General features: G+C 63.3%; 20 protein-coding genes. 1 reads left to right on the top strand and 19 read right to left on the bottom strand.

The window, feature by feature from the left end; translation table 11 throughout:
- Positions 1–37: 37 nt before the first annotated feature.
- Positions 38–2,221 (top strand): CDC48 family AAA ATPase, encoded by a 2,184-nt coding sequence (locus tag NKH31_RS15600; protein WP_254862714.1) that lies wholly within the window; start codon positions 38–40, stop codon positions 2,219–2,221.
- 21 nt (positions 2,222–2,242) lie between these two features.
- Here the strand turns inward: NKH31_RS15600 and NKH31_RS15595 are convergent, their stop codons facing one another.
- From NKH31_RS15595 to NKH31_RS15505, 19 genes are all read right to left on the bottom strand, one after another.
- Complete coding sequence (locus tag NKH31_RS15595; RefSeq protein WP_254862713.1) at positions 2,243–2,995, bottom strand: protein sorting system archaetidylserine decarboxylase; 753 nt, start codon at positions 2,993–2,995, stop codon at positions 2,243–2,245.
- Between the two features lie 172 nt (positions 2,996–3,167).
- The gene (locus NKH31_RS15590; protein WP_254862712.1) at positions 3,168–6,032 is read right to left on the bottom strand and encodes a DEAD/DEAH box helicase; all 2,865 of its coding nucleotides are present in this window, start codon (positions 6,030–6,032) and stop codon (positions 3,168–3,170) included.
- A gap of 67 nt (positions 6,033–6,099) precedes the next feature.
- Positions 6,100–6,924, bottom strand: coding sequence for a metallophosphoesterase (locus NKH31_RS15585; RefSeq protein WP_254862711.1), 825 nt, complete (start codon positions 6,922–6,924; stop codon positions 6,100–6,102).
- Positions 6,925–6,926: 2 nt separating this feature from the next.
- A complete protein-coding gene (locus NKH31_RS15580) occupies positions 6,927–8,516 on the bottom strand; it encodes a hypothetical protein (RefSeq protein WP_254862710.1) in 1,590 nt (529 codons plus the stop codon).
- Positions 8,513–9,784 (bottom strand): Single-stranded DNA binding protein, encoded by a 1,272-nt coding sequence (locus tag NKH31_RS15575; protein WP_254862709.1) that lies wholly within the window; start codon positions 9,782–9,784, stop codon positions 8,513–8,515. Before NKH31_RS15575 ends, NKH31_RS15580 begins: the two co-directional genes overlap by 4 nt.
- 563 nt (positions 9,785–10,347) lie before the next feature.
- Entirely contained in the window at positions 10,348–10,602 is a 255-nt protein-coding gene (locus NKH31_RS15570) for an MTH865 family protein (protein ID WP_254862708.1), read from the bottom strand.
- 225 nt (positions 10,603–10,827) lie between these two features.
- Entirely contained in the window at positions 10,828–11,520 is a 693-nt protein-coding gene (locus NKH31_RS15565) for a hypothetical protein (protein ID WP_254862707.1), read from the bottom strand.
- Positions 11,521–11,723: 203 nt separating this feature from the next.
- Positions 11,724–13,304, bottom strand: a complete 1,581-nt coding sequence (locus NKH31_RS15560; protein ID WP_254862706.1) for a cobyric acid synthase — start codon at positions 13,302–13,304, stop codon at positions 11,724–11,726.
- 76 nt (positions 13,305–13,380) lie between these two features.
- Positions 13,381–14,886 (bottom strand): hypothetical protein, encoded by a 1,506-nt coding sequence (locus NKH31_RS15555; RefSeq protein WP_254862705.1) that lies wholly within the window; start codon positions 14,884–14,886, stop codon positions 13,381–13,383.
- Entirely contained in the window at positions 14,883–15,623 is a 741-nt protein-coding gene (locus NKH31_RS15550) for an ABC transporter ATP-binding protein (protein WP_254862704.1), read from the bottom strand. Before NKH31_RS15550 ends, NKH31_RS15555 begins: the two co-directional genes overlap by 4 nt.
- A 112-nt stretch (positions 15,624–15,735) precedes the next feature.
- Positions 15,736–16,425 carry a cob(I)yrinic acid a,c-diamide adenosyltransferase gene (locus tag NKH31_RS15545; protein ID WP_254862703.1) on the bottom strand — a complete coding sequence of 230 codons (690 nt, stop codon included), beginning with the start codon at positions 16,423–16,425 and terminating at the stop codon, positions 15,736–15,738.
- A gap of 114 nt (positions 16,426–16,539) precedes the next feature.
- Complete coding sequence (locus NKH31_RS15540; protein ID WP_254862702.1) at positions 16,540–17,133, bottom strand: AsnC family transcriptional regulator; 594 nt, start codon at positions 17,131–17,133, stop codon at positions 16,540–16,542.
- A 77-nt stretch (positions 17,134–17,210) separates the two neighbouring features.
- On the bottom strand, positions 17,211–18,278 hold the full coding sequence (locus NKH31_RS15535) for a phosphotransacetylase family protein (RefSeq protein ID WP_254862701.1): 1,068 nt from the start codon (positions 18,276–18,278) through the stop codon (positions 17,211–17,213).
- On the bottom strand, positions 18,275–20,371 hold the full coding sequence (locus tag NKH31_RS15530) for an acetate--CoA ligase family protein (RefSeq protein ID WP_254862700.1): 2,097 nt from the start codon (positions 20,369–20,371) through the stop codon (positions 18,275–18,277). The genes NKH31_RS15535 and NKH31_RS15530 overlap by 4 nt, the downstream gene beginning before the upstream one ends.
- 156 nt (positions 20,372–20,527) lie before the next feature.
- Complete coding sequence (locus NKH31_RS15525) at positions 20,528–21,856, bottom strand: metal ABC transporter permease (RefSeq protein WP_254862699.1); 1,329 nt, start codon at positions 21,854–21,856, stop codon at positions 20,528–20,530.
- On the bottom strand, positions 21,856–22,596 hold the full coding sequence (locus NKH31_RS15520; RefSeq protein ID WP_254862698.1) for a metal ABC transporter ATP-binding protein: 741 nt from the start codon (positions 22,594–22,596) through the stop codon (positions 21,856–21,858). The genes NKH31_RS15525 and NKH31_RS15520 overlap by 1 nt, the downstream gene beginning before the upstream one ends.
- A gap of 120 nt (positions 22,597–22,716) precedes the next feature.
- A complete protein-coding gene (locus NKH31_RS15515) occupies positions 22,717–24,114 on the bottom strand; it encodes a metal ABC transporter solute-binding protein, Zn/Mn family (RefSeq protein ID WP_254862697.1) in 1,398 nt (465 codons plus the stop codon).
- 164 nt (positions 24,115–24,278) lie between these two features.
- The gene (locus NKH31_RS15510) at positions 24,279–25,157 is read right to left on the bottom strand and encodes a hypothetical protein (RefSeq protein ID WP_254862696.1); all 879 of its coding nucleotides are present in this window, start codon (positions 25,155–25,157) and stop codon (positions 24,279–24,281) included.
- A gap of 182 nt (positions 25,158–25,339) precedes the next feature.
- Positions 25,340–25,816, bottom strand: a complete 477-nt coding sequence (locus tag NKH31_RS15505) for a YbaK/EbsC family protein (protein ID WP_254862695.1) — start codon at positions 25,814–25,816, stop codon at positions 25,340–25,342.
- Positions 25,817–25,898 lie beyond the last annotated feature (82 nt).

Below are 25,898 nucleotides of genomic sequence, written 5' to 3'. Positions count from 1 at the left end.
GATAATTCTCAAGGTGACGCCCGCGATAGAGACCGGTATGAGTGAGTCGGATTCGGACGGCGTTCGCCTCTCGGTTCGGGCGGCCGAGAAACGAGACGCCGGTCGCGGCGTCGCCAGAATTCCAGAACGCGCACGCCGGAAACTCGGCGTCTTGAGCGGCGATACGGTCGTCATCGAGGGGACGAAGTCGACCGTCGCGAAGATGTGGCCGGCAGACTCCTCCGTCGAAGAGACTGTCGTCCAGATCGACGCGGACTCGCGCGCCAACGCCGGCGTTCACGTCGGTGACAGCGTTACCGTCAGATCGCTCGACGGGACGACGGTCCCCGAAGCGACCCACGTCGTTCTCGCCCCGCCCGAATCGGCGAACGACGCGGAGACGAAGCTTACAGAACGCGTGGCGAATCAGAAACTCAGAAATCGTCCGGTTCGAACGAACGAACAGATCCGTATCGAGGGAATCGCCTCGGAGCCGTTTCGCGTCGTCGAGACCGAACCCTCGGGCGATGTCAGAATCACGAGTTCGACGGATATCCGGGTCTCGTCGACGGTGACGGCTGCGACGGCCTCTTCTCGGCTCTCGGAATCTGAATCGGAGACCGCGGGGCGTCCCCGAGAGGAATCGGCCCAGTCGAGTCGACCGTCCGGCGTCACGTACGAAGATATCGGCGGCCTCGACGAGGAACTGGAACTGGTCAGAGAGATGATCGAGTTGCCCCTGTCGGAGTCCGAACTCTTCGGGCGACTCGGCGTCGATCCGCCCTCCGGCGTCTTACTCTACGGTCCGCCGGGAACCGGGAAAACGCTGATCGCACGCGCGGTCGCGAACGAGGTCGACGCAGACTTCATCTCGATATCCGGCCCGGAGATCATGTCCAAGTACAAGGGCGAATCAGAGGAGAAACTTCGGGAAGCGTTCGCTCGTGCTCGCGAAAACGCCCCGTCGATCGTCTTCTTCGACGAGATCGACTCGATCGCGAGCGCCCGCGACGACGATGCTGACGCAGAGAGCCGCGTCGTCGGCCAGTTACTCACGTTGATGGACGGCCTCGACGGCCGCGGCGAGGTGATCGTCATCGGGGCGACCAACCGCGTCGACGCGCTCGATCCGGCGCTCAGACGCGGTGGGCGCTTCGACAGAGAGATACAGATCGGCGTCCCCGACGAAACCGGTCGGCGCGAAATTCTGGAGGTACACACGCGTGGGATGCCCCTTGCCGAGGACGTCTCGCTCGAGACCCTCGCAGCGCGAACGCACGGATTCGTTGGGGCCGACCTCGACTCGGTCGCCAGCGAGGCCGCGATGGCCGCGATCCGACGGCGTCCGACCGAAGAGTCCGAACGCGCGACGTGGAACCGAGATCCCTCGGTGACGAAAGCCGATTTCGACGACGCGCTGGCCTCCGTCGAACCCTCCGCGATGCGCGAGTACGTGGCCGAATCACCAGATACCGATTTCGAGGACGTCGGTGGTCTCGACGGGCCTAAACAGACGCTCACGGAATCCGTCGAGTGGCCGCTCACCTACGATCGCCTCTTCGAACGAACCGATACCGATCCGCCGTCAGGCGTCCTGCTCTACGGCCCGCCGGGGACGGGTAAAACGCTGCTCGCTCGCGCGCTCGCCGGCGAGACCGACGTCAATTTCGTTCGCGTCGACGGACCGGAAGTGCTAGATCGGTACGTCGGTGAGAGCGAGCGGGCTATTCGAAAAATATTCGAACGCGCGAGGCAGGCCGCCCCGTCGATCGTTTTCATCGACGAGATCGACGCTCTGGTCGGGAGACGCGGCGACAGTCACGAAGTGACCGAACGCGTCGTCTCGCAACTGCTCACCGAACTGGATGGAATGCGAGAGAATCCGAACCTCGTCGTCCTCGCCGCGACCAACCGCAAAGACGACATCGACCCGGCGCTCCTTCGGCCCGGCCGACTGGACACGCACGTGCTGTTGCCCGAACCGGACGCGGACGCTCGTGAGAAGATTCTCGAGGTGCATACCCGCGGAAAACCCCTGGCAGATGACGTCGATCTCACGTCGATCGCCGCCAAACTCGACGGAAAAACAGGCGCTGACATCGAGGCAATCGTCCGCGACGCGTCGATGAAGGCGATCCGCGAGGTTGCGGAGGCACACGAACCCGCCGAGGCCAACGAGCGAGCGGACGAGATCGTCATCGAACGCGACCACATTGACCGTGCGATCGCCGCCCACGAATAACCTCGAACGCGTACCCGGTACTCAGCCGTCCTCTTCTACGTTCTCGGTCGGAACCGTCTCCTCGTCTATCAGCGGAAGGTTCGCGTCGATGGCTTCCGGTTCGAGCAATTGCGTTTCGCCGGAGCGCGTCTTCTCCCCCGGATCGACCGCCACGTCATCGATCGAGACGTCCGGTCCGAAGACGACGTCGACGCGACTGCCGAACGCGATGTGGCCGATTCGGTCGCCCCGGTGAACGCGTTCGGCTGTATCGACGTACGGCGTGATTCGGCGGGCAAACGCGCCGGCGATCAGCGTAACTTCTTCAATCGGAGCGGAAACGCGAGCGTCCGTTTGCTCGGGATCGAGCAGCGAAGCGTCCGTCGGAGGGTTTGCGGTCGACCCGTCGGTAGATGATCCACTGAATCGGACGTGAACCCGCTCGTTTCGGTCCGACTCTTTCGAAAACGCCGGCCGATGTGCACCGGGGGTATGTTCGACGTCAACGACGCGTCCGTCGGCCGGCGAGCGAATGACGTGAACGTTCCAGACGTTCATGAAGATCCCCACGCGGACCGTTTCGCCTTCGGTACGGAGCACGGAGACTTTCCCGTCAGCCGGAGCGACGATCCCCGATGCGGGCGGCGTTCGGTCCGGATCACGGAAGAACCAGAGGACGAAACCGCCCAGCCCGGCGAGGAGCACGGCTGCGGCGGGGAGGCTGATGAGGAGGGCGAAGGGGGCCGCGACGAGCGGCCAGATCGCGTATCGCCAGGCCCCGGGAGCGACGTTCATACCCGAACGTTCGACCGGCCCGCGTTTGATAGTTTCGTCGCTCTCGATCGGACGTGAGTGGTCACACCCTCGAACGGCACGCTTGTTCGGCGACATCGATCGGGCGATCAGTTCGTCTCGGTTGAGACCATGATCGGGCGATGGTTTGCACCGATGAAATGCTCGTCGCGTGTCAATCCCAAAAGGACTGCGTGCGCGCGTACTGTCTCTCCTGAGAGAGAATATCCCGGTAGAACGCCGCCTCGTCTTCGCGAAGTTTGTTGATGATGCGGGCGGCGTTGTGCGGACCGACCCCGCGGGCGGCCAGCGCTATCACCGCTTTCTTTCCGTGGCTCTGGACGAGGCTGGCGGCGTGGAAGGCCCGCTGGGTCATCTCGTGTTGTTCGTCGTCTTTCTGTCCGGCCCGAACGGCGTCTACCACCTCGTCCGCCCACGGGTTCAACGCCGCGATGCGCGTCGACCCGCACTCGGGACACGTGGGCTGGTCCGAAACGCGTCTAACCTTCGTCCGGGAGAGCCACTCCGTACAGTGCGTACAGAGGAGGATGATGCGATCGTTCTGAATTCGCTCTTTGACCGTCTCGATGATGCTGGCGTCAGCGTTTTCGGGTGCGAGCAGTTCCTTACCCGACGAGCGACCACCGGAGCCGACCGACGTCCGGCCCCGGACGGTTTGTAGTTCGATCGATCCCGACTGGATCGATTCCAGGACCGAGGCGGCCGATTCCGGATCGAGGTCCTCGTGGAACACCTCGCGAATCGACTCCTCGTACATCGGCGTCCCTTCGAGCGCAGCGAGCAGTCGCTCGTTCGACATCCGACCAGAGCCCTGCCACCGCTTGAGTGCGCCGAACTTACCGGAAACCTGCGCCAGCCGAAACGCGAGCGCGTCGGAGTTCTTGAGTCCGAGTTCGACGATCGTCTCGACGTGAGCCGGATCCGTCTCTTCGATAACCGAGACGATGTCGCTCGTCGCGACGGCGGTCGGCACCTCGAGTTCGATCCGATACGGGTCGACGTCGAGGCCGATCGAAGAGCCGGACTGCTGGCCGAGGAGTGACGTGAGTACACGCCCCAGCGTCTCGTTCGTTCGGTGACCCAGAGCAGCGTTTACGACGACGGTTCGGCCCTGCCGTTCGACGACGATGCGATCGGCGGTCGGCATCGGTTGGTCGGCCGCTACCTGCCGTTCGAGCTGGGAGATCGCCGAGGTGAGCGTCTCGTGATCGCTCGGATAACGCGTCTCCAGTTCACGGGCGACAGCGATCTCGTCCGCGCCGTCTGCGAACTGGGGTTCGGCCACCGATCGAATCTCTCCGACCTCCTGGGCGACGTCGTACGGAACCGGAATCTCCTGGCCGATCCAGGATGGGACCTCGCCCGCGGGGTTCTCGATCGGGCTCACCTTCACGACGCCGTCATCGTCGTCCACCTCGGCGATCCGCCACATCTCACCCCGCTGGATGAATATCTCGCCAGGAGAGGCGAAGTTGACGACGAAGCGTTCGTCGAGCGTGCCGATCTGTCCCCCCGAGGCGATGTCATGAACCTCGTACGTCTCCTCGTCGGGAATCATCGAGAGATTCGAATACACGTACTGCCAGGTGTTCCCGCTCGATTCGATGCGTTCGTCGGCCTCGTCGTACCAGACGATGCGGTTTCGGTGAAGTTCGGAGAGTACCTCGACGAACGTCTCTCTGGGGAGCGTTCGGAACGGGTAAGCCCGCCTGACAATGTCGTAGGCGTCGTCGACGAACGTCGGCCCCGAACTGCGGACGATAGCGGGAATCTGATTCGCGACCACGTCGAGACTTCCCTCGTGTATGCCGGCGGATTCGACCTCGCCCATCCCTGCACGACGCGCGATCGCGAGCGCTTCGAACGTGTCGTCGGCGCGCGTGGTCACGATCGTCCCCGACGACGTCTCGTCCAGCCGGTGGCCGGCACGACCGATTCGCTGGAGGAATCTCGACACCTGCCGGGGACTCTGATACTGCACGACGTGGTCGACGCGACCGACGTCGATGCCGAGTTCCATCGAGGACGTACAGAGCAACGCGTCGAGTTCGCCCGCTTTGAACGCGTCCTCGACGTCGATCCGCGCAGACTTCGAGAGCGAGCCGTGGTGGACGCCGATCGGCAACTCGAGTTCGCGAAAGCGTGACCCGATCGCCTCCGCCGTCTGACGCGTGTTGACGAAAATGAGCGTCGATTCGTTTGCCGCCACGATGTCGCGGATCAGCCGGACGTGGCTCGCGGTCGACACCTCCGTCATCAGCGATCCAGCGAGGTTTCGGTCCTCGTCGGTTACGGTCGGTTCGCGAACGCTGACGTCCACGTTACTTCCGACGTCGATCTCGCGGACGGCACAGGGTCTGTCCCCGGTGAGAAAGCGACCGACCTCGTCCGGGTCGCCCACGGTCGCCGAGAGGCCGATTCGCTGAAACGGACCGGACAGTTCGACGAGACGTTCGAGTCCGACCGCGAGTTGGGCCCCGCGTTTCGACGCGGCGAGTTCGTGAACCTCGTCGACGACGACGTGTGAGAGCGACCCGAACGCCTCTCTCAGCCGCTCGCCGGTGAGCATCGCCTGAATCGTTTCCGGAGTCGTGATCAGAACGTCGGGCGGCTCTCTCGCCTGTTTCGACCGCTGGTACTGCGTGGTATCGCCGTGGCGGACGTCGACCGTGACGTCCAGATACTCGCCCCACCACTCCAGCCGATCGAGCATATCGCGATTGAGCGCCCGAAGCGGCGTCACGTAGAGTGCTCGAAAGCCGTCGACCTCGTCGTCAGCCCTGGCGTCGCCGGATCGGTCGTCCGATCGCGCTTCGACGATCGCGTCGAAGACGGGGAGCATCGCCGTCTCGGTCTTGCCACTCCCGGTCGGCGCGATCACGAGCGTATCCTCTCCGGCGGCGAGTGGCGGAATCGCAAGACGTTGTGGCGGCGTCGGCGTCGAAAATCCGCGTTCGGAGAGGGCATCGCGGACGGCAGGTCCAAGGTGGGTGAACGCCGCCGCGTCCCCGTCAGTCATCGACGGCCGTAGGGCACTCCGGCGCATAAGCACGTTGCTCTGGGTCCGTCGGCGTGGGCCAGTCTGATCAGATCGAATCGTACGGCCCGAGTCTCGTCCCGTCTACGAGGTACGCCTCGCCGTCGACTAGCGCCCGCGGGAGCATCGGCGAGAGAAACGACTGACCGGCGACGTTCACCCACGTTCCACCGACCAGTTCGTTGAACGCCGGGAGGACGACGAGTTCAGTCCCACCGTCGTCGGGCGATGTCGACTCCTCGTACTCAAGCCGTTCGGCCGAGCTACCAGTTGGTATCTGGCTTCCCAGCCACGACCGGTCCAGGGACCCGCGGAGCCACACCGGCTCGATACGACTCCCGCCGACCTCGTCTTCGAGTCGGACGCACGGGTGTTCGTGACCCATGCAGAGGACGGACCCGTCGAGCGCGTCCGCAGACGGCCAGCTGTGACCGTGACAAACGCCGATCTCTCCCAACAACGTACCTTCGCCCGGACTGACCGAGAGCGACGTCGCGCCGGCGGTTCCCGACTCGTCGATCGACTCGTACAGCCACGATTCGATGGCTCCGTCGTGGTTTCCCTTCACCAACGTGACCGCCACCGGCGCCAGTGTCTCGAACAGCACTTCGAGCTCGCCCCGTTCGGCTCCGCCCGGCTCGCCGATAGAGTGCATGAGATCGCCGAGGATGACTAACCGATCGGCGTCCGTTCGATCGATCGCCGCTCGAAGTCGTTCGCGTCGCTCGGCCGCCCGACTCGGAACCTCGATTCCTCGTTCGTAGCGCAACCCCGCCTCGACGCCAGCGTGATAATCGGCGATCAGCAGCGCCCGCTCGCCGTCGATCGTCGCGAGCGCGGCCCGCTCGCCGGGAACCGGCTCGAGTCGGGCCATACTCAGATCGCCTGCAGCCGATCCTCCGACGGCTCGAAGCACTCGCCGCCCATGAGCGCGTCCTGGATCGCCTGTTCGACGTCAGCCGCGGCCGCGCCGGTCTCGTCAGCGACGGCGTCGACGACCGCGGTTCGGTCCGCCCCCTCACCGTCGTCGAGTTCGTCCATCACGTCGACCACACGTTCCTGTAGATCGACGTCGTCGGTAGCCGTGTCACCGCCCGAGTCCGCCGATTCGTCGACTGAGGAGTCGTCGGTAGCAGGTTCGTTCGCGTCGCTCGCTGCGGGGTCGTCGGTCGATTCCTCCTCGGTCGGTTCGTCGTCCGGCACGTCGATCCCGGCTTCGCCAGGCTCGTCGACTTCGGCACCCGTGGTGAACTCAGCGCCGTACTCCTCTTCGATAGCCTCTCGCTCTTCGTCGTCGAACTCGTACATCCCGTCGTCCGCGTCGAAATCTCCGAGGTCGTCCGGTTGCTCGGTATCGACGTCACCTTCGTCGAACGCGTCGAGATCGTCAGTACCGTCATCCGACCCGTTGGACTCATCGAGATCGTCCGTATCGGCCATTTCGTCCGCCGACGCTTCGTCGGCTTGAGACTCGGTCGGTTCAGACGCGTCCGCGTCGTCGGATTCCTCACGGGACGTATCGTCGGGTTCGTCCGAATCGACCGCCGATGCTTCGTCGACAGTCGGGTCGACATCGGACGGCTCGGAGTCCTCCGCGCTGGCGTTGGCCGTTCCGATCGCGGCACCCGCCGCGGGATCGGGCTCCGACGCGGTCGGCTCCTCGATCGCGTCCGATTCGGTATCGGTTTCACGCAGGCGTTCAGGCAGCGACAGTGACGGCCCGTCGGCGGCGAATACCTCGTAACCGGGTTCATCATCGCGCCGAGCGCTCGGGGAAGGCGTCGAGGACGTCACCTGGGACTGCTCGCCGGCGACGACCCGAACGGCTTCGAGGGCGACCTGGCGAAGATCAGAGAGATACGACGGGCTCGTTTCGTACGACGAGAGGGCGAGATCGATTCCCTCCGCGAACCCGTCGGAGAGACCGTTAGCGCGGAGCGCTTCGGTGAGATCAGAGCTTTCCACACCGAGCGTCGTCGCGGCCGCGAACGTGGCGATGCGATCGAGCGTATGTTCGGCCGTGTCGACGACCCAGCGATCCCTGGTGTCCGCGTCGACCACGGCGAGGCTCTCCGGGCGAATCGACGTGTAGACGCGGTCACCGTCTTCGGGTTCGAACGTGCGCGCTTTTCCGGTGACGGCTACGAACGACGGCGGTTCGGCACGTTCGAGGAAGGCGAGTGCGTCGGGCTGGTACTGACCGGCGTAGACGACGAACGCGCCGGTCGGATCCACGATCCGGGCGCGGACCATCTCCTCGTTCACGTCCGTCACCTCGGTGAGCGTCCCGACGACGAAGAGTCGATTGAGGCGAGCGCCGGTCGGCGAGATAACGTAGTTCGGGGCGCGCTCCTCGTCGCTCTCCGTGTAGGACACCGACGCGTCGTCGAACTCCGTCGCGAACAGACGGTGGGCGACCTCCCGTCCGGGTCGATCGCCCGCCGGTCCGGATCCCTGTTGGCTCACGCGTCCACCTCCGTGAGAAAGGCGGTCGCCAGTTCGGCCGGTTCATCGTCTCGTTCGTCGAACGAGATCGCGTCGAAATTCGCACCGTACTCGTCGACGGAGAGGTGACCACGAACGCGATACTCGCGGCCGACGATCCGATCGCGTATCGTCTCCGCGACGACTTCCTGGTCCATCGCGTCTCGTGCCTGTTCGCGCGCATCGTCGAGGTCGCCGCCGTAGACCATCTCGGTCAGTTCGTCGTCCAGGACGACCGTGACGGTGCCGGTCCCGTCGTCGAGGATCGCCTTCACGCGAAGGTCGTCGACACCGTCGACGTCGCCGTGTGTCCGACACTGGTTCTTCTGGATGACGCGCCCACAGTCCGGACAGCGCTGGATGAGACCGGAGCCGTCACGCACCTCCAGGAGGTTACCGGTGAGTTCGACGTCGTAGACGCCACCGCTTGCGACGGCTTCACCGATACCCATCGTCCGTGCGTCCGTCCCGACCTCGATCGAACGGTCGATCGGGTCGACGGTCGAGAATTCGGAGACGTTGACCTCCGGCACGCCCCGGAACTCTCGAACGTAGGCGTTTTCGACCCTGATCGACGCCTCCGGTTCGATCGCCGGATGGGGATCCCAGCAGGTGAACGGAAGCCGACCGGACTCGTCGCCGAGCACGCCGCTCAAGATCTCCGTCTCGCCGTCGCGGCCGTCGATCGTTCGTCGCTCGCTCTCCAGGACGGTCACCTCGAGTGTGACCGCTCGATCACCGGTCTCGACATCGGCGAGGGTCGCCTCGCCGCCGACGTCGTACGGAACGTCGATGTCGTCGGAACCCGGACTGATCGAGGTGTGTTCGCCCAGGTTGAGTTCGGGCTCGCCATCCCACTCGCGGACGCCTGCGTTGCCGATCGTGAGCGTCTGACCGGCTTCGAGGCCGAAATCCTCCCAGGCAGTGTAATCGATGGTCCCGGTTTCGTCGGCCAGTTCACCTTCGACGATCACGTGATCGTCTCCCTGGTATCGTATCGATCGCTCGCCAGCGGTGAGGACGACGCAAGCCACGGATACGCTGCCGTCGTTCGGCGAGATGTCGCCGATCGACTTCGACGTGGGGCCGGTCGATCGACTCTCCCCGTCACCGTACTTGCGTCGCAGACTCTGTTTGGCCTCGTCTATCGGAACGCTGTACTCCACCAGGTTCGCCAGGTCGGATTTGACCTCCTCGTTGTCGACGCCGAGGGCGGAGGCGAGTTCCTCGGCGTGGCTGTCTAAGTCCATCACCGGGAGTTCGGTCAGGGAGACCAAAAACGTTCCCGGATCCCGGTGAAAGTGAACGCATTACGTACCCCACACTCGATGGAGACGAGAAGACCGCCGCGGTAGCCGATTCGTTCGTCCCTGTAACGCAGATTCGCTAATTTTTCTCGTGAACAAGCAACCAGTATTACGAGATAGGAACGTCGACGTCCGGGTCGGGATCCAATAACGAACGTTCGGGCCACAGAAACTTTGTCTCTTCCAATCGTGAATAATCCAGAAAGATACTTCGTGGTGGGCGTGACAGCCTCCGACAGGGAATGGGATGATAGAAGCTGTAACCTCGCTCCTCTTTCGGGGGGATGGAGACGCCGTCTACGAGTGTCGTCGCTGTGGGACAACCGTCGATTCCGGTGGTGACAGCTGTCCCACCTGCGACGGAACGGACATCGTCAGACACTCGACGCGGTGAGAAGGCGAGCAGAGAGCGAGTGATCAACCCGATCGAAACCACTCCAGACAATCGGTATTGTAGCGGGTGCTCACCGGACGAAGAGTCCTGATAAAACGCGTTCCGAGCGGCGCTAGATGTGGTCGTCTTCTTTCAGTCCCGCGATCAGGTCGTCGACCAGCCCGTCGACGGACTCGTACGGGAAGTCAGCCTTCCCGGCGGCTTTCGAGTTCAGCTCCATCGCCGTCATCGAAAAGTCGCCCGACTCGAACTTCGTCCCTGGACCGTTCGGGAGCGCGGGAACGAGGTCCATGGGGTTTGAGATCGGGTAGTCGGCGTTCTCGAACGCCTCGGTGAATTGCTCGCGGAGTTCGGCTTCATCAGTCATTGCAACGGTCCCTTCGTTCGCATAAATAATAAATTTTGAGGTAGTTGAATCGACTGTCTGAGAGAAACCGGATCGCCAGGAGATGTACGGAACTCGGTCACTCAAACGCCACATACGGCCGTCTCTGTAGGCAACCGATCGGTACTGCCAGAGCCCGGTCTCCGCAAGGGGTTCGGATAGGTCACACATCAATCGGTTCGTGCTAGATCCGCCTTCACCGATTGCTTAGACGCGTCGCATAAAGCCCGGAAGGACGCCGCGGTCCGACGGTTCCTCACCCGGGGGCCGGTCGTCCGGGGACTCGACGGACGAACGTCCGGGACTGGATCCCTCATCGCCGGTTGCGGTCCGTTCACTGATCGCGTTCGTCACGGCAGCCGCCGACACCGTCTCGGAGAGTCCGGCTCCTGGCTCTTTGTCGGTACGTTCAATCGGTTCGGGATTGCCGGTCTCGCTTGCGACGTCCGCGTACTCGTCCGGTGACTCGGGTCCGAAGTAGTACGGTTCGACGGGATGTAACGTCGCGAGAAGCTGCAAGTTCGCGTATCCCGCGATGACGAGAGCGAGGATGAACAGGATGTCCGGAAAGAGCAACACGAGTACGATCGTAAGCGGCGAGTACAGCAGGTAGGCGAGCAGTCGGAACCAGTCGCCGACGTAGCCGTCGACGACGTAGGCGTACAAGCCGTACGCACCGACGACGAGACCGACGTCTAAGTACAGCGACAACGGGAGCCACAGACCGCCGGTCACGAGGCTGTGAACGGCGAGCGCGAGCGACCCCGCGAGAACGGTGGTTCGATTGACGTACGTTTCGTCCAGGGCCATACCGACGCAGAGCAGCCCGAGATAGAGGATCGGGGCCGCGATCCACCACGGAACGCCATCGAAGAGTAACGCGGGGGTGGTTCCGATCATACGGGTAACTACCGTAGCCTTCGAGGAAACCACCATTAACGTTCGGCCGGTTTCGAGCGTCGAATCGAACGCCGAGTCGGGCCCATGGCGATGTCGATCGTACACTCTCGGACACGATTCACACCGTCGACTCGACTCACAATCTGCTACCCGTATTAGAACGATACATACACACTCACACACAACGCGTGGGTCAGTCGATCCTACAACACGTCACCAAGGCCGAGTCGCTCGATCGCCACGTGATCCGAGACGAGCGTCGCGGCTCTGTCGTACGGATCGGTCGGCAGCGACGGTCGATCGGCCGTCCCGCCTTTACCGTCGTCTACACCCCGTTCGATGCCGGCCGACCGGTAGACCGAATCGACGAACGCGTCTCGAACCGACGCGTTCTCGAAGAGCCCGTGAAGGTAGGTCCCGAGGACGGAGCCGACGGCCGCGCTATCCGGTTCCAGCGGCGTCTCGACGGGTTCGAGGTGGACCGGTTCGCCCGCGTGTATCTCGTAGCCCGAGACGGTCCCGCTGGCGCCGGCGATCGGGCCGGTTCCGTCGACGGCGACGGTCGTCCGCGAGAGTCGTTTGTCCGTCGAAAATCGCGTCTCGACGGGTAACAGCCCGATCGCATCGATGGTCCGGCGATCGCCGCTTCCTTCCCGATGGGCGTTTCTGATCCGTTCGCCGAGCATCTGATAGCCCCCACAGATACCGACGATCGGGCCGTCGAACGCCCGTATCTGCTCGTCGAGACCGGCCGCACGCAGTGTGAGACAGTCGTCGACCGTGTTCTTCGTCCCCGGTATCACGAGAGCGTCCACGCGAGCGAGGATCGAACCTCCGGCTTCGGTCGTCGGCACGTACTCGACCCGAACCCCGGGAACCGTCACCAGCGATTCGACGTCGGTCGCGTTGGAAATGTGTGGGTGACGAACGACACCGACGGTGACCGAGCGCTCGTCGGGGATACCATCGTCGGCCCCTCTCGTCGCGGTCGCGTCGGAGTCGGGGAGCGAGACGCTGTCTTCTTCTGGTAACCCGGGATCTGCGTGCGGGATCACGCCGAGTATCGGGACGCCCGTACGCGCCTCTATCTCTTCGATACCCGGCGTCAACAGGGATTCGTCCCCTCGGAATTTCGTGATAATCGCCCCGACGACCCGATTTCGGATCGAGGCCGGCAGCAATTCGATCGTTCCGTACAGGCTCGCGAACGCACCGCCACGTTCGATGTCGACGCAGACGACGATGGACGCATCGGCGATGTGAGCCGTCTCGACGTTGGCCAGATCTCGATCGTGTAAGTTTATTTCGGCGATACTCCCGGCCCCCTCGGCGACGATCACGTCCGCCTCCCTGGCGAGTCGTTCGTAGGCGTCTTCGACGGCTTCAATCGCGAATTCCCAGTACTCCTCGTAGTAGGAACCGGCGGACAGGCGCGCAATTGCGCGGCCGTCGACGACGAGTTGGCTCTCCCCGTCTCCGGTGGGTTTGAGCAGGACCGGGTTGTGGTCGGTCGTCGGCGTCTGCCGTGCAGCGTGAGCCTGAACGAACTGCGAGACGCCGATTTCTCCCCACTCGACGTCGGTCGCGTTCGTGTCGAGCCCATCGGTGTTATCGCCATCGGTGCCACCAGACCGGAGGACGACGCGCGCGTTATTGCTCATGTTCTGCGCTTTGAACGGCGCCACGGTCAGTCCTCGATCGGCGAGTGCGCGACAGAGTCCGGCCGCGACGGTCGACTTACCGACGTGGCTCGCGGTTCCCGCTACGAGGATCGTCTCCGTCATCGCTCGTGTACAACGTTCCCCTCGGGCGACTTCGATATACCGATCCACCTGCCGACCGGATCGACGCTGGTGCCGATCACCGAATCGTTCCGTTCAGATAGCGCTCAGTCCAGTAGCCAGCCGCCCAGTCGGAGAGAACGATTCCGATCCCGGCGAGCAGGACGCTCGCGGCCACGAGAACGATGCCTTCGGTCGTCCCCAGGGGTGTGAACGCGAACGAGACGACGAGCGTCGGAACGAGCACGATCGCGACCCCCAGCCCGAACGCTCCGAACCGGACTCCATCGAAGAGAAATTCGTTCGGAGCGAACCCGGCGAGCGCGACCGTCAATCCGTAGTAGTAGATCGCGTATCCGGCCAGCACCGCCCCGCCGACGACTGCGTCTAAGAGCGTCGCGTCGAACCAGACGATCGCGAGGACGTACGGCACCGCGACGACGGGGCCACCGATGAGGACGAACGCGAGTCGTTTCGCCCGGAACAGTTCGTCGACCGAGATCGGGTGGATCCGATAGGCGTCGACGTCGTCGAACTGGGTCAACCAGTTGTACGTCGTGAATGCGCTCAGTCCGAGCACGCCGCCGAAGAAGAGTCCGGGTGCCGGAGCCACACTGGTGATCGACTCGACGACGCCAACCAGGCCGGCGACGAGGACGAGCAAGATCGTCACCGACACGAGCGGTTTCGCGTAGCCGCCGCTGCTACGGCCCAGGTCCAGGACCGATTTCGCGACTAGCGGATCGCGTCCGGGGACGATCGAGCGAATCAGTTCGTATCGCCCTGGTGACGTCCTGGCCGGGGTGACGTGTGTCGGGTCGTAGACCGCGAGTGCGACCGCGCCGACGACGATCGAGAGCGAACCGACGGCGAGCATCGAACTCGGCGTCGTCGCCGATAGCCGTCCGAACGTCGTCCAGAGCGAGCCGCTGGTCCAGGTACCGACGAGGAAGACCCCGACACCGAGCGCGATCACCCATGCGGGAACACCACGCGTCCGTATCGAGATCGCAGAGACGGTGACCGCCATCCCGAGTACGAACGCGAGCCAGAGTGAGAACCACTGGACGAGCACCGTACCTCCGGTCGAGGCCGAGAGCCCGTCGAGTCCGACGAACGCGAACGCCATCGGTCCGACGAAGAAGAGTCCGTAGAAGATCGCATCTTTGACCAGGAACAGACCGAGAAACAGCCGCCTGGAAACGGGGAGCCACGGGGCCGATCCGAGCAAGAAACTGTGGGGACCGAATACGTCTTCGAGCATGTCCGATCCCGCAAAGCCCGCCGTTCCCGCGTACAGACCGAATCCGAGTGCGAACACGTGCAGACCGAGAACGACTCCGTCGGTCGTGGTCCCCGTCTCGGTGAGTGCAACGGCCGTTCCGAACGCGAAGGCTCCGAGCACGAGTGGGATCGCCAAAAACCTGAATCCGCCGAACAGCCGCACGTGGACGCGCCATTCCTCGCGGCCCAGCGCCACGGCTACCGTTGCGATCTGTGAGCGAAGCGTCGGCGGAGCCGACTGCGGGGCCGTTTTCGATGTGGGAGAATCGGTCCGCGGGTCGCCGGATGGTTCGGTCGTCATCGCTCGAGCCTGGGTACGTCGCGTGGCTTCGCGTCGGTCACGGTCGAGAGGAACACCTCCAGTAACGGGTCGGTCGTCTCGTTGAGGTCTTCCTCGGCGATAAGCGTGCCGTCGGCAACGATCCCGACGCGGGTACAGAGCGTCTCGGCGACGTCGATATTGTGCGTCGAGGCGAAGACGGTGTTCCCGTCGTCGACGTACGCCGAAAGATACGATTTTACCTGCTCCTGAACCAGCGGATCGAGATTCGCCAGCGGTTCGTCGATGAACACGACGTCCGGGTCGTGGAGAAACGCCTGGACCAGCATCACTTTCTGTTGTTGGCCGCGCGACAGGTCCGTGTGTAACGTATCGAGTCTGCGTTCGAGGCCGAGTCGGTCGGCTAACTGGAGTGTTGTCTCTGAGACGTCGTCATCGTCGAGGCCGCGAAGTCGTCCGACGTACTGAAAGTACTCACGCGGGGTGAAGAAACTCGGCGGCATCCCGTCTTCCGGAAGGATCCCGACGCGCCGGCGGGTTTCGATCGGATCGATCGATGGATCCGTTCCGTCGACCGACACCGATCCACTATCCGGCCGGAGTTGACCGGTCAGTATCCGTATCGTCGTCGTCTTCCCGGCTCCGTTCGGGCCCAAAAATCCGTACAGTTCGCCCGACTCGACGTCGAAACTCATCCCGGAGACGGCGTCGACTCCGGCGAACGATTTCTCCAGATTCCGCACCTGTACCACGGCCATCAGTCGGTTTTCGTTCTCACCCGACCGACATAACGATGGTGGCAGCGGTGATCGATGGTGGCGATGTGAGAAACGACGTAACACGCTCTAATCAGCATTTCTACCGCCAGAGTCAGTATTCGGTTCCCTTTCTAGCCCGCTGGCCGGCGTCCATCGGGTGTCGCTCCTTGCCTACGTTCGTAATCAAGTCCGCGACCGGTTCCAGATACGCCGGACGTTCGTGACTTCCCGTGAGGACGAGTTCGAGTCCGTCCGGTTTGGTCTCCACCAGATCGAGGACGGTCGCCGGTTCGATCAACTCGCGCCCAGCCGCGTAGAGAATTTCGTCTAGAATCAGCATATGAACACCCGCTTCGGGCGGGCTATCCGGTTCGAACGAGGTCGTCAGAACCGCGTCGGCACATCCGTCGATCACGGCCCGAGCCCGCTCGAGACCGGCTTGCGCGCCGGCCTCGTGATCGGCTTCGTCTGTCCCGTCGGCCATCCCGTGCCAGCCGTAGTGGCCCAGATTTTCGTAGGTGAACCCCGGCAACTCGGCGATCGCGTTGTACTCGCCACGAACCGATTCGACGCTCGCCGCACCGCCTTTCATGAACTGTAGCAAGTGAACTCGAAAGCCGTGACCGACGGCGCGCATGCCCATGCCGAGCGTCGCCGTCGTCTTCCCCTTTCCATCGCCCCACCAGACCTGAACGAGTCCGAATTCGTCCGGTGCGCTCGCTTCGATGGACGCTGCGGTCGGTATCTTCCCCCGGCCTGGCGTGTTACGGTGGCGATCTGACGGCTGCTCGTTCTCGACCATATACCTCGTTTTAACTCACGCGTGCAAGTAGGTTGGCGATAGAATTGGACGACACACCAACCGAGAATCGGCGTGAGCACGAGCGGGTATGGCCGGTAACTGTCCCGACCGATCTCACTCGGCTTTGCGACTGTGGCGCTCGTACTCGCTCCGGTACTCGGATTCGCAGGTCGGACAGCAAAAGACGTGGACCTCGTCGCCGACCCGGGCCGTTTCCCCGCTTCCCGTCACCTCCGTGTCACAGACCGGACACGTGAGCGAAAAGTCCGAGGCCGCTACCTGGATCGCCCAGTCGACGTCCGAAAGTAGCGCGACGTCTCGGCTGATCACCCCGTCCAGGTCGAGCGCCTCCGTCAGCCAGCCGTCGACGTTCCGATCGGGAGCGTTCGCGTGGGCTCTGACGGTCCCGTCGAACTGCTTGAAGACGTGTTCGACGCCGTCGAGTCTTCGAATAGACTCGTATATACGGTCGACGTCTCCCGGGGCCGCTTTGAGCGTAATCAACACCGGGATGCGGTTTTTGAGCTTCCGTCGGTCGAGGTCGACCGTGAAGCCGCGAACGATCCCCTGCGCTTCGAGTCGATCGACCCGATCCGAGACGGCCGGCGGAGAGAGGCCGACTCGCTCTGCGATTTCGCTGTAAGGCCGGCGGGCGTCCTCTACCAGCAACCGGAGAATCTCGAGATCCGTTTCGTCGAGCGTTCGCATACCTCGTCTCTGGTCGCCGGAGGAATCAACCTTTTCACACGAGACGAATTCGCTCGACTGTGCGGTGGTTGACGTGATTATCGCTCGAACATTCGATCGACGTCGACGAAGTCTGCGAGCAACGACTCCATCCGTTCGATCGTCTCTTCGTCGCGACTGCGCCCGCTCCTGACGACCGCTTCTGCCCGTTCGACCGCCGTGAGGGTGTCCGTCCGAACGGAAACGATCGGGACCGACTCGTCCGCGGCTTTGCCCAGCACCGCCCCTGACGTACGATGTCCGCCGGTGAGGATGAGACAGGTGATTCCGGGCGCTTCGAGCGCGGCGGTTTGTATCTCCGAACGATCGCCACCGGTGACGACGGCGGTGTTCGTGTAGCGTCTGAAGTGTCGTAACGCGCTGTCGGCACCCATCGCGCCGACGCTGAATCGTTCGACCGTTCGATCGGTTCCGGACTCGACGAGCAACTCGCCACCGATCTCGCTCGCCAGTTCGTCGACGGTGACACCGGCCAGGCGTTCGTCTCGTGGAACGACGCCGAGAACGGGCACTCCTCTTGATTCGAGAAACGAGATTCCGTCCGTTTCGAGCGTGGATGCGTCCGTCGATCGCACGGCGTTGAAACAGACCCCGGCGAATCGGTCGCCGAATCGATCAGCCGCGGCGAGGACGGAATCGACATCGTAGACGTCTTCGTAGCCCGCGACGAGAACGACGCGAGCGTCGAGCAACGACGCGAGATCGACGTCGGACAACTCGATCGCCCCGCCGAGGTCGATCCGTCCGCCCCCTTCGACGATCATCCGGTCGTGGTCGGCTGCGAGCGTTTCGAACGACTCGCGAACGGTATCGTGCAGTTCGTCGACGTCCACCGTTCCGGCAATCGCCCCTTCGACGAACGTCGGCGAGTAGACGATCGGTTCGAGCAGGGCCATGTCGGCGTCCACGTCCATGAGCGCCCTGGCCAGTTTCGGATCCTCGTCGAGCGTCTTCCCGACGACGCTCTGGAGCCTGGTTCCTTTAGGTTTCATGTAGCCGGCGCTCTCGCCGCGCTCGATCGAACGTCGCCCGAGAGCGATGGCGATGGCCGTCTTGCCGGTACTTTCATCGAGCGAACACACCAGGATGGTATCGGTTTCTGTCATAGCTTCTCCGTGTCTACGGTTACTCTGAGGTCGATCGCTTGCACGCCGTCCGGACCCGCAACCAGGGGATTGACGTCGAGTTCGAGGATCGCCGGGAACGTCGTCACCAGTTGTGACAGACGCTGGATCGTCTCGACGATCGCGTCGATGTCTGCCGGCTCTCGACCCCTGGCGCCACGCAACAGCGGGTTGGCTCGGATCTCCTCGACCATGGACGCCGCCTCGTCTCGTCCGATCGGTGCGACGCGAACCGCCGTATCGTCCAGCACTTCGACGAAAATACCGCCGAGACCGAAGACGAGCAACGGACCGAACTGCGGGTCGCGATTCACGCCGACGATCGTCTCGGTCGAATCGTCGAGGTCGAGCTGTTCCTGGACCTGCACGCCCAGCACGGTCGCGTCGGGCTGGTAGTTCCTTGCTCGCGTCAGGAGCGTCTCGTACGTGTCGGGGACGTCCTCCAGCGCTACGCCAACGGCGACACCGCCGATGTCCGACTTGTGACTGATATCCGGACTGACGAGTTTCATGACGACCTCCTCGCCCAGCTCGCTCGCCACGGCCAGGGCCTCGTCGGGCCCGGTCACGACCGACCCCGGTGGTGTCGGAATACCGTAGGCCTCCAGCAAGTCCATCGACTCGACGCCGAGTTGTGTCCCCGATCGCTCCGTCGCCCGGTTCAGTATCTCGCGGGCCCGCTCCTCGTCGACGTCGAACCTGGTCGGTTCGTCCAGCGTACGCTTTCGAGTCCGGCCGAACGTCGACAGTGCGTCGAGGCCGCCCACCGCGCGGGCCGGATCGAAGTAATTCGGAATGCCCGCCTCGCGGAGAACGCGATCTGCAGCCCCCGTTCTGGAACCGCCCATGAGACTGGTGACGATCGGTTTCCCGTGGCGACGCTGGCAGTCGACGATCGCCGCCGCGAGATCCTCGTACGCCAGCACAGCCGTCGGGGCGCTGACGACCACTGCGCTGCCCACGTTCGGATCGGCGAGTGCCAGGTCGAGCGCCGTTTCGAACCGTTCGACGGTCGCATCGCCGATCACGTCGATCGGGTTGTGCGTGTTCGCCTCGGCCGGCATCGACGCCTCGAGTGCCGCCGACGTCTCGTCCGTAAACCGGGCGATCGAGAGATCCGCGTCGCCGACGGCGTCGGTCGTCAACACGCCCGGACCCCCGGCGTTCGTCACGACGGCAACGCCGTCCGAATCGGGGGGCGTGAGTCCGGAGAGCGCCCGCGCCGCATCGAACAGTTCCTGGACCGATTCGGCCCTGATGACGCCTGCTTGAGCCAACCCGGCACGGTAGGCTCGCTCGCTGCCGGCGATCGCGCCGGTGTGTGACGATGCCGCCTTCGCACCGGCCGCGGTTCGGCCCGCCTTCACGATGACTACCGGCGTGTCGGTCGTCACTTCGCGGGTCGCTTCGAGGAACGACTCCCCGTCTACGATACTCTCCAGGTAGCCGATCACGACGTCCGTCTCCGGGTCCGAACCCCAGGCGCGGACGAAATCGGATTCGTCGAGAACGGCCTTGTTACCGAGTGAGACGACGTGACGAAACCCGACGTCCTGTTCGCTCGCCCAGTCGAGGACGGCCGTGATGAACGCGCCCGACTGGCTCATGAGCGAGATCGACCCCTCTCGGGCGATCTCGGGACCGAACGTCGCGTTGAGACCTGCGGGCGTGCTCATGATACCGAGGCTGTTCGGCCCGACGAGACTCAACTCGTACTCCGCCGCTAGTTCGCGCAAACGACGCTCTCGGTTCGCCCCTTCACTGCCCGTTTCGCCGAATCCAGCCGTGATGACGACCACGTTTTCGACCCCGGCCCTACCCGCATCGCGAACGGCATCGACCGCCGCGTCCGGCGGGACGACGACGACGGCCAGATCGACGGGAGGTCCGGCCTCGAGTGACTGAACGCACGGTAATCCGAGAACTTCCTCCCGCGACGGATTGACGGGAACGACGGCACCGTCGAACTCGTCCTGCAGGTTCTCCGTGATCGCTCTGCCGACCGATCCGTCGCGGTCGGTCGCTCCGATCACGGCAACCGCATCCGGGTCGAACAACGGTGACAGATCCCCCATCACGTAGGACGTCGGGCGGAGGTGTGATAAATTCTGGAGGTGGTTCCCGACGAACGATCGCCGACCGTGACTCCGTGCGCCTACGCGTGACTACGACTACGTTCGTCTACGGGTGACCCGTTCTTCCGATCGCGAAACCCGCCCCCCGCGATCAGATCAGTGCGTCGAAAGACTCGTCGCGTGCGTCGTTCGGACGACGGTGAGCACGTAGAGGGCGATAGCGGCGACGACGATCGAACCGCCGGGTGGGAGATCCGCCGAGAACGCGAACGCGAAGCCGGCGACGATCGCTACCTCCCCGAAGCAAATCGAGAGCAGTACCATCTCGCGAAAGCTCCGCGCGATCTGGGAGGCAGCTGCGACTGGGACGACCAGCATGGCGGCGACGAGTATCACCCCGAGAATCTGCATCGATCCGACGACGACCACGGCCGTCATGACGATCAGTATCGTGTTGTACCGGCCGACGTCGAGCTGTGCAACGCGGGCGGCCTGCTCGTCGAACGTGATGAACAGTAACTGCTTGTAGGTGAACGCGACCACGGCGAGAACGCCGAGGCTGAGGACCGCCATCAACCGGGCGCTTCCGGCCGGAACGATCGTGATGTTCCCGAACAGGTACGCCTCGATGTCGATCGTCACGGTGCCGATCCCGCGTGCCCACTCGATGAGTAGCGTCCCGACGGCGAAGCTGCCGACGAGCATGATCGCGATCGGAACGTCGCCGTAGGTGTCGGTTCGATCGGTCAGCCACTGGACGCCGACCGCACCGAGGACGCCGACCACCAGCGCGACGAGCATCAGCGGAGCGCCCCACCACTCGAACAGACCCGCGAGCACGAGTCCGACCGCGATGCCGGCGAACGCCGTGTGTGCGAGCGTCTCGCCGATGAGGGCCATCTGTCGATGAACGACGAAGGCGCCGACGAGCGGCGCGACGATCCCGATCAGCACGCCCGTCGCGAGCGAGCGCCAGTAAAACGCAAAGCGGAAGATGTCGGTTCCGAGCGCGTAATCGAGCCACGCACCGGCGATCAGAAACTGCCCGAAGAGTCGCTCCGCGTACGGATCGATACCGAGGGTCTGATAGATCGATTCGACGACCGGAACGCTCTCGGCGAGGGGGTAGTGTCTGAGCCAATCGAGCGCGATGAACCCGAGCATGAACACGGCGAGCGTTGCCGTGACGCCGATACCCGCACTGACGATCCAGCCGCGACGGTCGGCCGGTTTCGCGAGGAACGTGACGCTTCCGATTCGGCCGAAACCGATCGGAGACCGAGCGTCTCGAGTCGCCCGGTCATCGTTCGATTCGACGGGTCCACCGTTCGTCTCCGTTTCCGGTATCTCGACACCCCCGTCGGCACCGACCGGATCCGGGCTCGTTTCACCGGACTCTCCATCGGTCGGTTCGATATCGGAGTCGGAGCAGGCCGGTTCAGTACCGGCGGATTCGTCGTTTGCGTTTAGCTCGTCTTCTGACATCAGTGATGGTGGTGGACGATCTGTCCGGTCTGTCCGTAGGCCTCTTCCAGGGCGTCGCTCTCGACGAACGAGTCCGTATCGCCGTGGTGGAAGAGACGGGTGTTCAGACACGCGATTCGATCGGCCCGATCCGTGACGACGCCGATGTCGTGTTCGATGAGAACGATGGTGATCCCGTCGTCGTTGAGCGAGTCGAGCAGGGAGTAAAACGCGTCGCGCGATTCCGCGTCGACGCCGACGGTCGGTTCGTCGAGTGCCAGAAGTTCCGCTTCGGAGGCGAGCGCCCGGGCGATGAAAGCCCGCTGGCGCTGGCCGCCGGAGAGTCGGCTGACGCGTCGATCAGCGAGGTCGGTGATACCGACCGTCTCCATCGCGCGGTCGACGACATCTAGATCGTGCCCCGAGAGCGAGCCGAACCCGACGTGGGCGTAGCGTCCCATCCGAACGCACTCGTCGACCGTGACCGGCATCGTTCCGTCGCGGTCGGTCGCTGCCTGCGAGACGTACCCGATTCGCTCGCCGTCGTCGAACGAGTCGACGGGCTGGCCGAACAGTCTGATCGATCCTTCGTCGGGTTCGAGAAGTCCGAGAATGAGCTGTAAGAGGGTGGTTTTCCCGGAACCGTTGGGCCCGATCAGGCCGAGAAAGTCGCCCGCCTCTATCGTGAGCGAGACGTCGCTGACGGCGGGCTGTCCGCCGTAGGCGTACGAGACGTTTTCCACCTCGACGATCGCGCTCACGAGTCCATCACCGCTAGATGCGTCGGCTGAGGTACTTTTCCTATCACGTCGAATCACTCCGATCGGATACTAGGTCCGGCGTATGCCGTCCAGACCGACCACGGGTATCGAACGCGGATATCACTGTTTCACCCCGAGGGCTTTTCTAAGTGATGGCAGATTTACCTGTTCCATCTGCTCGACCCAGCCGTAGCCGGCGTCGTTCCACTCCGGAGTCGTCCCTTCGACCGGCGTGAGCGGTTCGTAGTTCGTCGCCTCCGAACTCTCGAGGATGACCTCGACGGCGTCCGGAACGTCGGTATCTGGATTCGGCGTTTCGAACGGGTCGTACAGCACAGTCTCGATGTCATGCGTTTCGATCAGCTCGACGAGTTCAGCGACGTCGGCCCCGGTTTCGTCGGCGTCGGCCGAGATGCCGACGGACGTGTGAATGTCGAAGTCGTACCGTGCGTCGATGTACCCGAACGAATCGTGTCCGATAAACAGCGCCACATCGCGGGTGGCCTCCGTTTCGAGCGCCTTGAACTGATCGTGAACGTCAGCGACTCGGGATTGGTAGTCCTCCGCGTTCTCTCGGTACGTCCCCTCGTTGTCGGGATCGACCTCGGAGAGGCCGTCGGCGATGGTTTCGACCATCTGCTCGGCGAGTACCGGGTCGACCCAGACGTGCGGATCGTAGAAACTCGGTCGGTCAGTCGCTTCGAGTTCGGCGACTACCTCGACGCTCGCCAGATCGTTGCTCGTATCCCAGATGACCGATCCGTCGTGGAGTACCCGATAGTAGATGCGCGTTAAACCCTTGTTCGTACCGCTGAAGGTGATCCGACCGTCACTCGCTTCGATGTCGACGATACCCTCCTGGGCGCCGTCGGCGACGACTGCATCGAGTTCGAACGCGGAGTCGTCGTCGAGCGGTAGTACCCGATCAGATTCGTCGATCACGACCGGTTCGACGGTGACAGACGAATCCACTTCGATGGACGGGACACCACCGTGCCAGTGGCCGTCGTGCCAGTACATGATCCGTTCGCCTGATCGCGTATCGTAGACGTCAAAATCATCGACCGTCAGGTGCTCCGGATCGAACGCCGATTCCGGATCCGCCTCACGGTCGGCGCCGTCGTCTTCGTCCATCACCAACAGCTGGGGCTCGAGTCCCTCCATCACGTCGATCAGGGCGACATCCTCGTGATCGGTTTCTAGCTCGCGAGCCAGATCCTGCGCCCAGGAAAACTCGGGTGTGTCGAGATAGATGAACGCCGCAGACTGAGCGACGTCCGCCGGGAGGCTGGCGCTCGGTTCCCAGCCGTGGCCCATCTCGCCGACGTCGACCGGGTTTTCGAAGGACATCTCGTCACCAGAGACCTGTTCGGCCCAGTCCCAGAGGGCGTAGAACGCGGCGTATCCCCCCTCCGGGTCTGAACCGAACCCGGGCGGGTCGCTGAGACAGCCGGCGACGAGAGATGCCGCGCCGGTGCCAGCCGCAGCGGAGAGGACGGATCGTCGCGTCAGTTCCATACCGTCCGTTCGGCCTGCTGGACAAAACGTGTTGCTATTTCTCATCTGTGTATTAATAATTCTCGCGCTATAGCGAGGGTGTTCTAGTAACTGTTCGAGTGTTGCTCGAATCGTAGGGTCACTTTCCGGAGATTGTTCGAGTCCGGGCGTCGGATTGCGGGTAATCAGTGATCCTCGACTTCGACGGCGATCGGCGGCGACTCCCAATCGGCGTGGTCGTCGTGCCAGAGCGAAAAGACGAGTTCCGTCTCGCCTTCCTGCTCGCCGTGGACGTGCACGTGATCGCCGTGGAAGTCCCCGTCAGGGTCGATCGAAACGATACCCTCCGGCGCATCCTCGGCGACCGCGACACCGAGTTCGTACTCCTCGTCCGATCCGATCGGGATGGTGTGGCCGTCATCGTCTTCGAACTCGCCGCCCAGCGAGATGTTCTCTCCGACGTGAATGTGCGGGAGTTCGCCGTGCCAGTGGTCGCCGTGGACGTCTGCGACTTCTTCGTGCGGATCGGGACCTCGATCGAAAATACGGAGGGTATCGACCGATTCGTGGTCGTGGCCGTGATCGTCGTCGTGATCGTGGTCGTCGGCAATCTCGACGGAGAGGACGGGAGTCTCGTACAACGGGCCGTCGGCCTCGTCGTGAATCAGCTGGATAACGACGTCGGTCAATCCCGTTTCGTCGCCCTGGAAGTGGATGTGATCACCGTGTGATTCGATCGAGACGATGTCCTGTGCGCCGTCGACCAGCGTCGCGTCGAGTCGGATGTCTTCACCGAGTTCAACCTCGTCCCCATCTTCGTCCTCGACGTAGGCACCGACTGAGCGGATATCATCGAGGGGAACGACGAGTGGACCATGGTCCCAGTGATCGTCGTGGACGTAGACGGTCACCGATTCGTCGTCGCGGTCGAGCACCTCGAACTCGGATGCATCGATCGAATCCGGTACCGGCTCACCGTCGTCGTCATCGCCGCCGAGACAACCGGAAACTGAGATCATCATCGCTGCACCACCTGCGAGCACTGCGCGTCGTGTTCGATCCATACACGAACGTTCGGTCTCGTCGGTATAAGTGTTATTATCCAAAGTGACCTAGTTATTAACCTGGACCAAGTAATGGGGTTGAAGTTGTTAAAACGCCTCTCGAACAGTCATATTACGGCGTGCGTCGACTCCAACGTTCGGTACGAACCCCTACTCCGTCTGATATCCGAGGTCACGATCGATTACCGATCGAACGTAACCAGCGACGAACCCGTCAACGCATGTAATGTCTCGGGATCGATCGGAAAGACGGACGTGGGCGTTCCGGCCGCCGCCCAGACCTCGTCGAACGAGAGGAGCGTCCGATCCATGACCATCGGGACGGACGTCTCGTGACAGATCGGCGGGACGCCCCCGATGACCCAGCCGAGCGTCTCCCGAATCCGATCCGGATCGGCCATTTCGACGGCTGCCGAATCAGCGCCGAAGGATTCAGCGAGCACGGTTTCATCGACGCGATTGGCACCGCTGGTCACCGAAACGACGAGCTCGTTGTCGACGGTGAACACCAGCGAACTCGCGATCTGGGCCGTCTCACAGCCGATCGCGGACGCGGCGTCGGCCGCGGTTTTCGTTCCCTCCTCGAACTCCACGACGTCCGGCTCGATGTCGTACCGAGCGGCCGCGCATTCCGTGAACTCTTTCGCACGCTCGTGCATTGGTACCACGTTTGGCCGATCGGTCGAAAATGCATCGGTGGCTACACCGTCGATCCCTGCTCCCACGCCGCTATCTTCGCTG

This window comes from Halovivax gelatinilyticus (assembly GCF_024300625.1).
In the GTDB taxonomy this organism is placed as follows: Archaea; Halobacteriota; Halobacteria; order Halobacteriales; family Natrialbaceae; genus Halovivax; species Halovivax gelatinilyticus.
The sequence above is the reverse complement of the archived record's forward strand: the minus strand, read 5'-3'. Positions and strand labels throughout refer to the sequence as shown.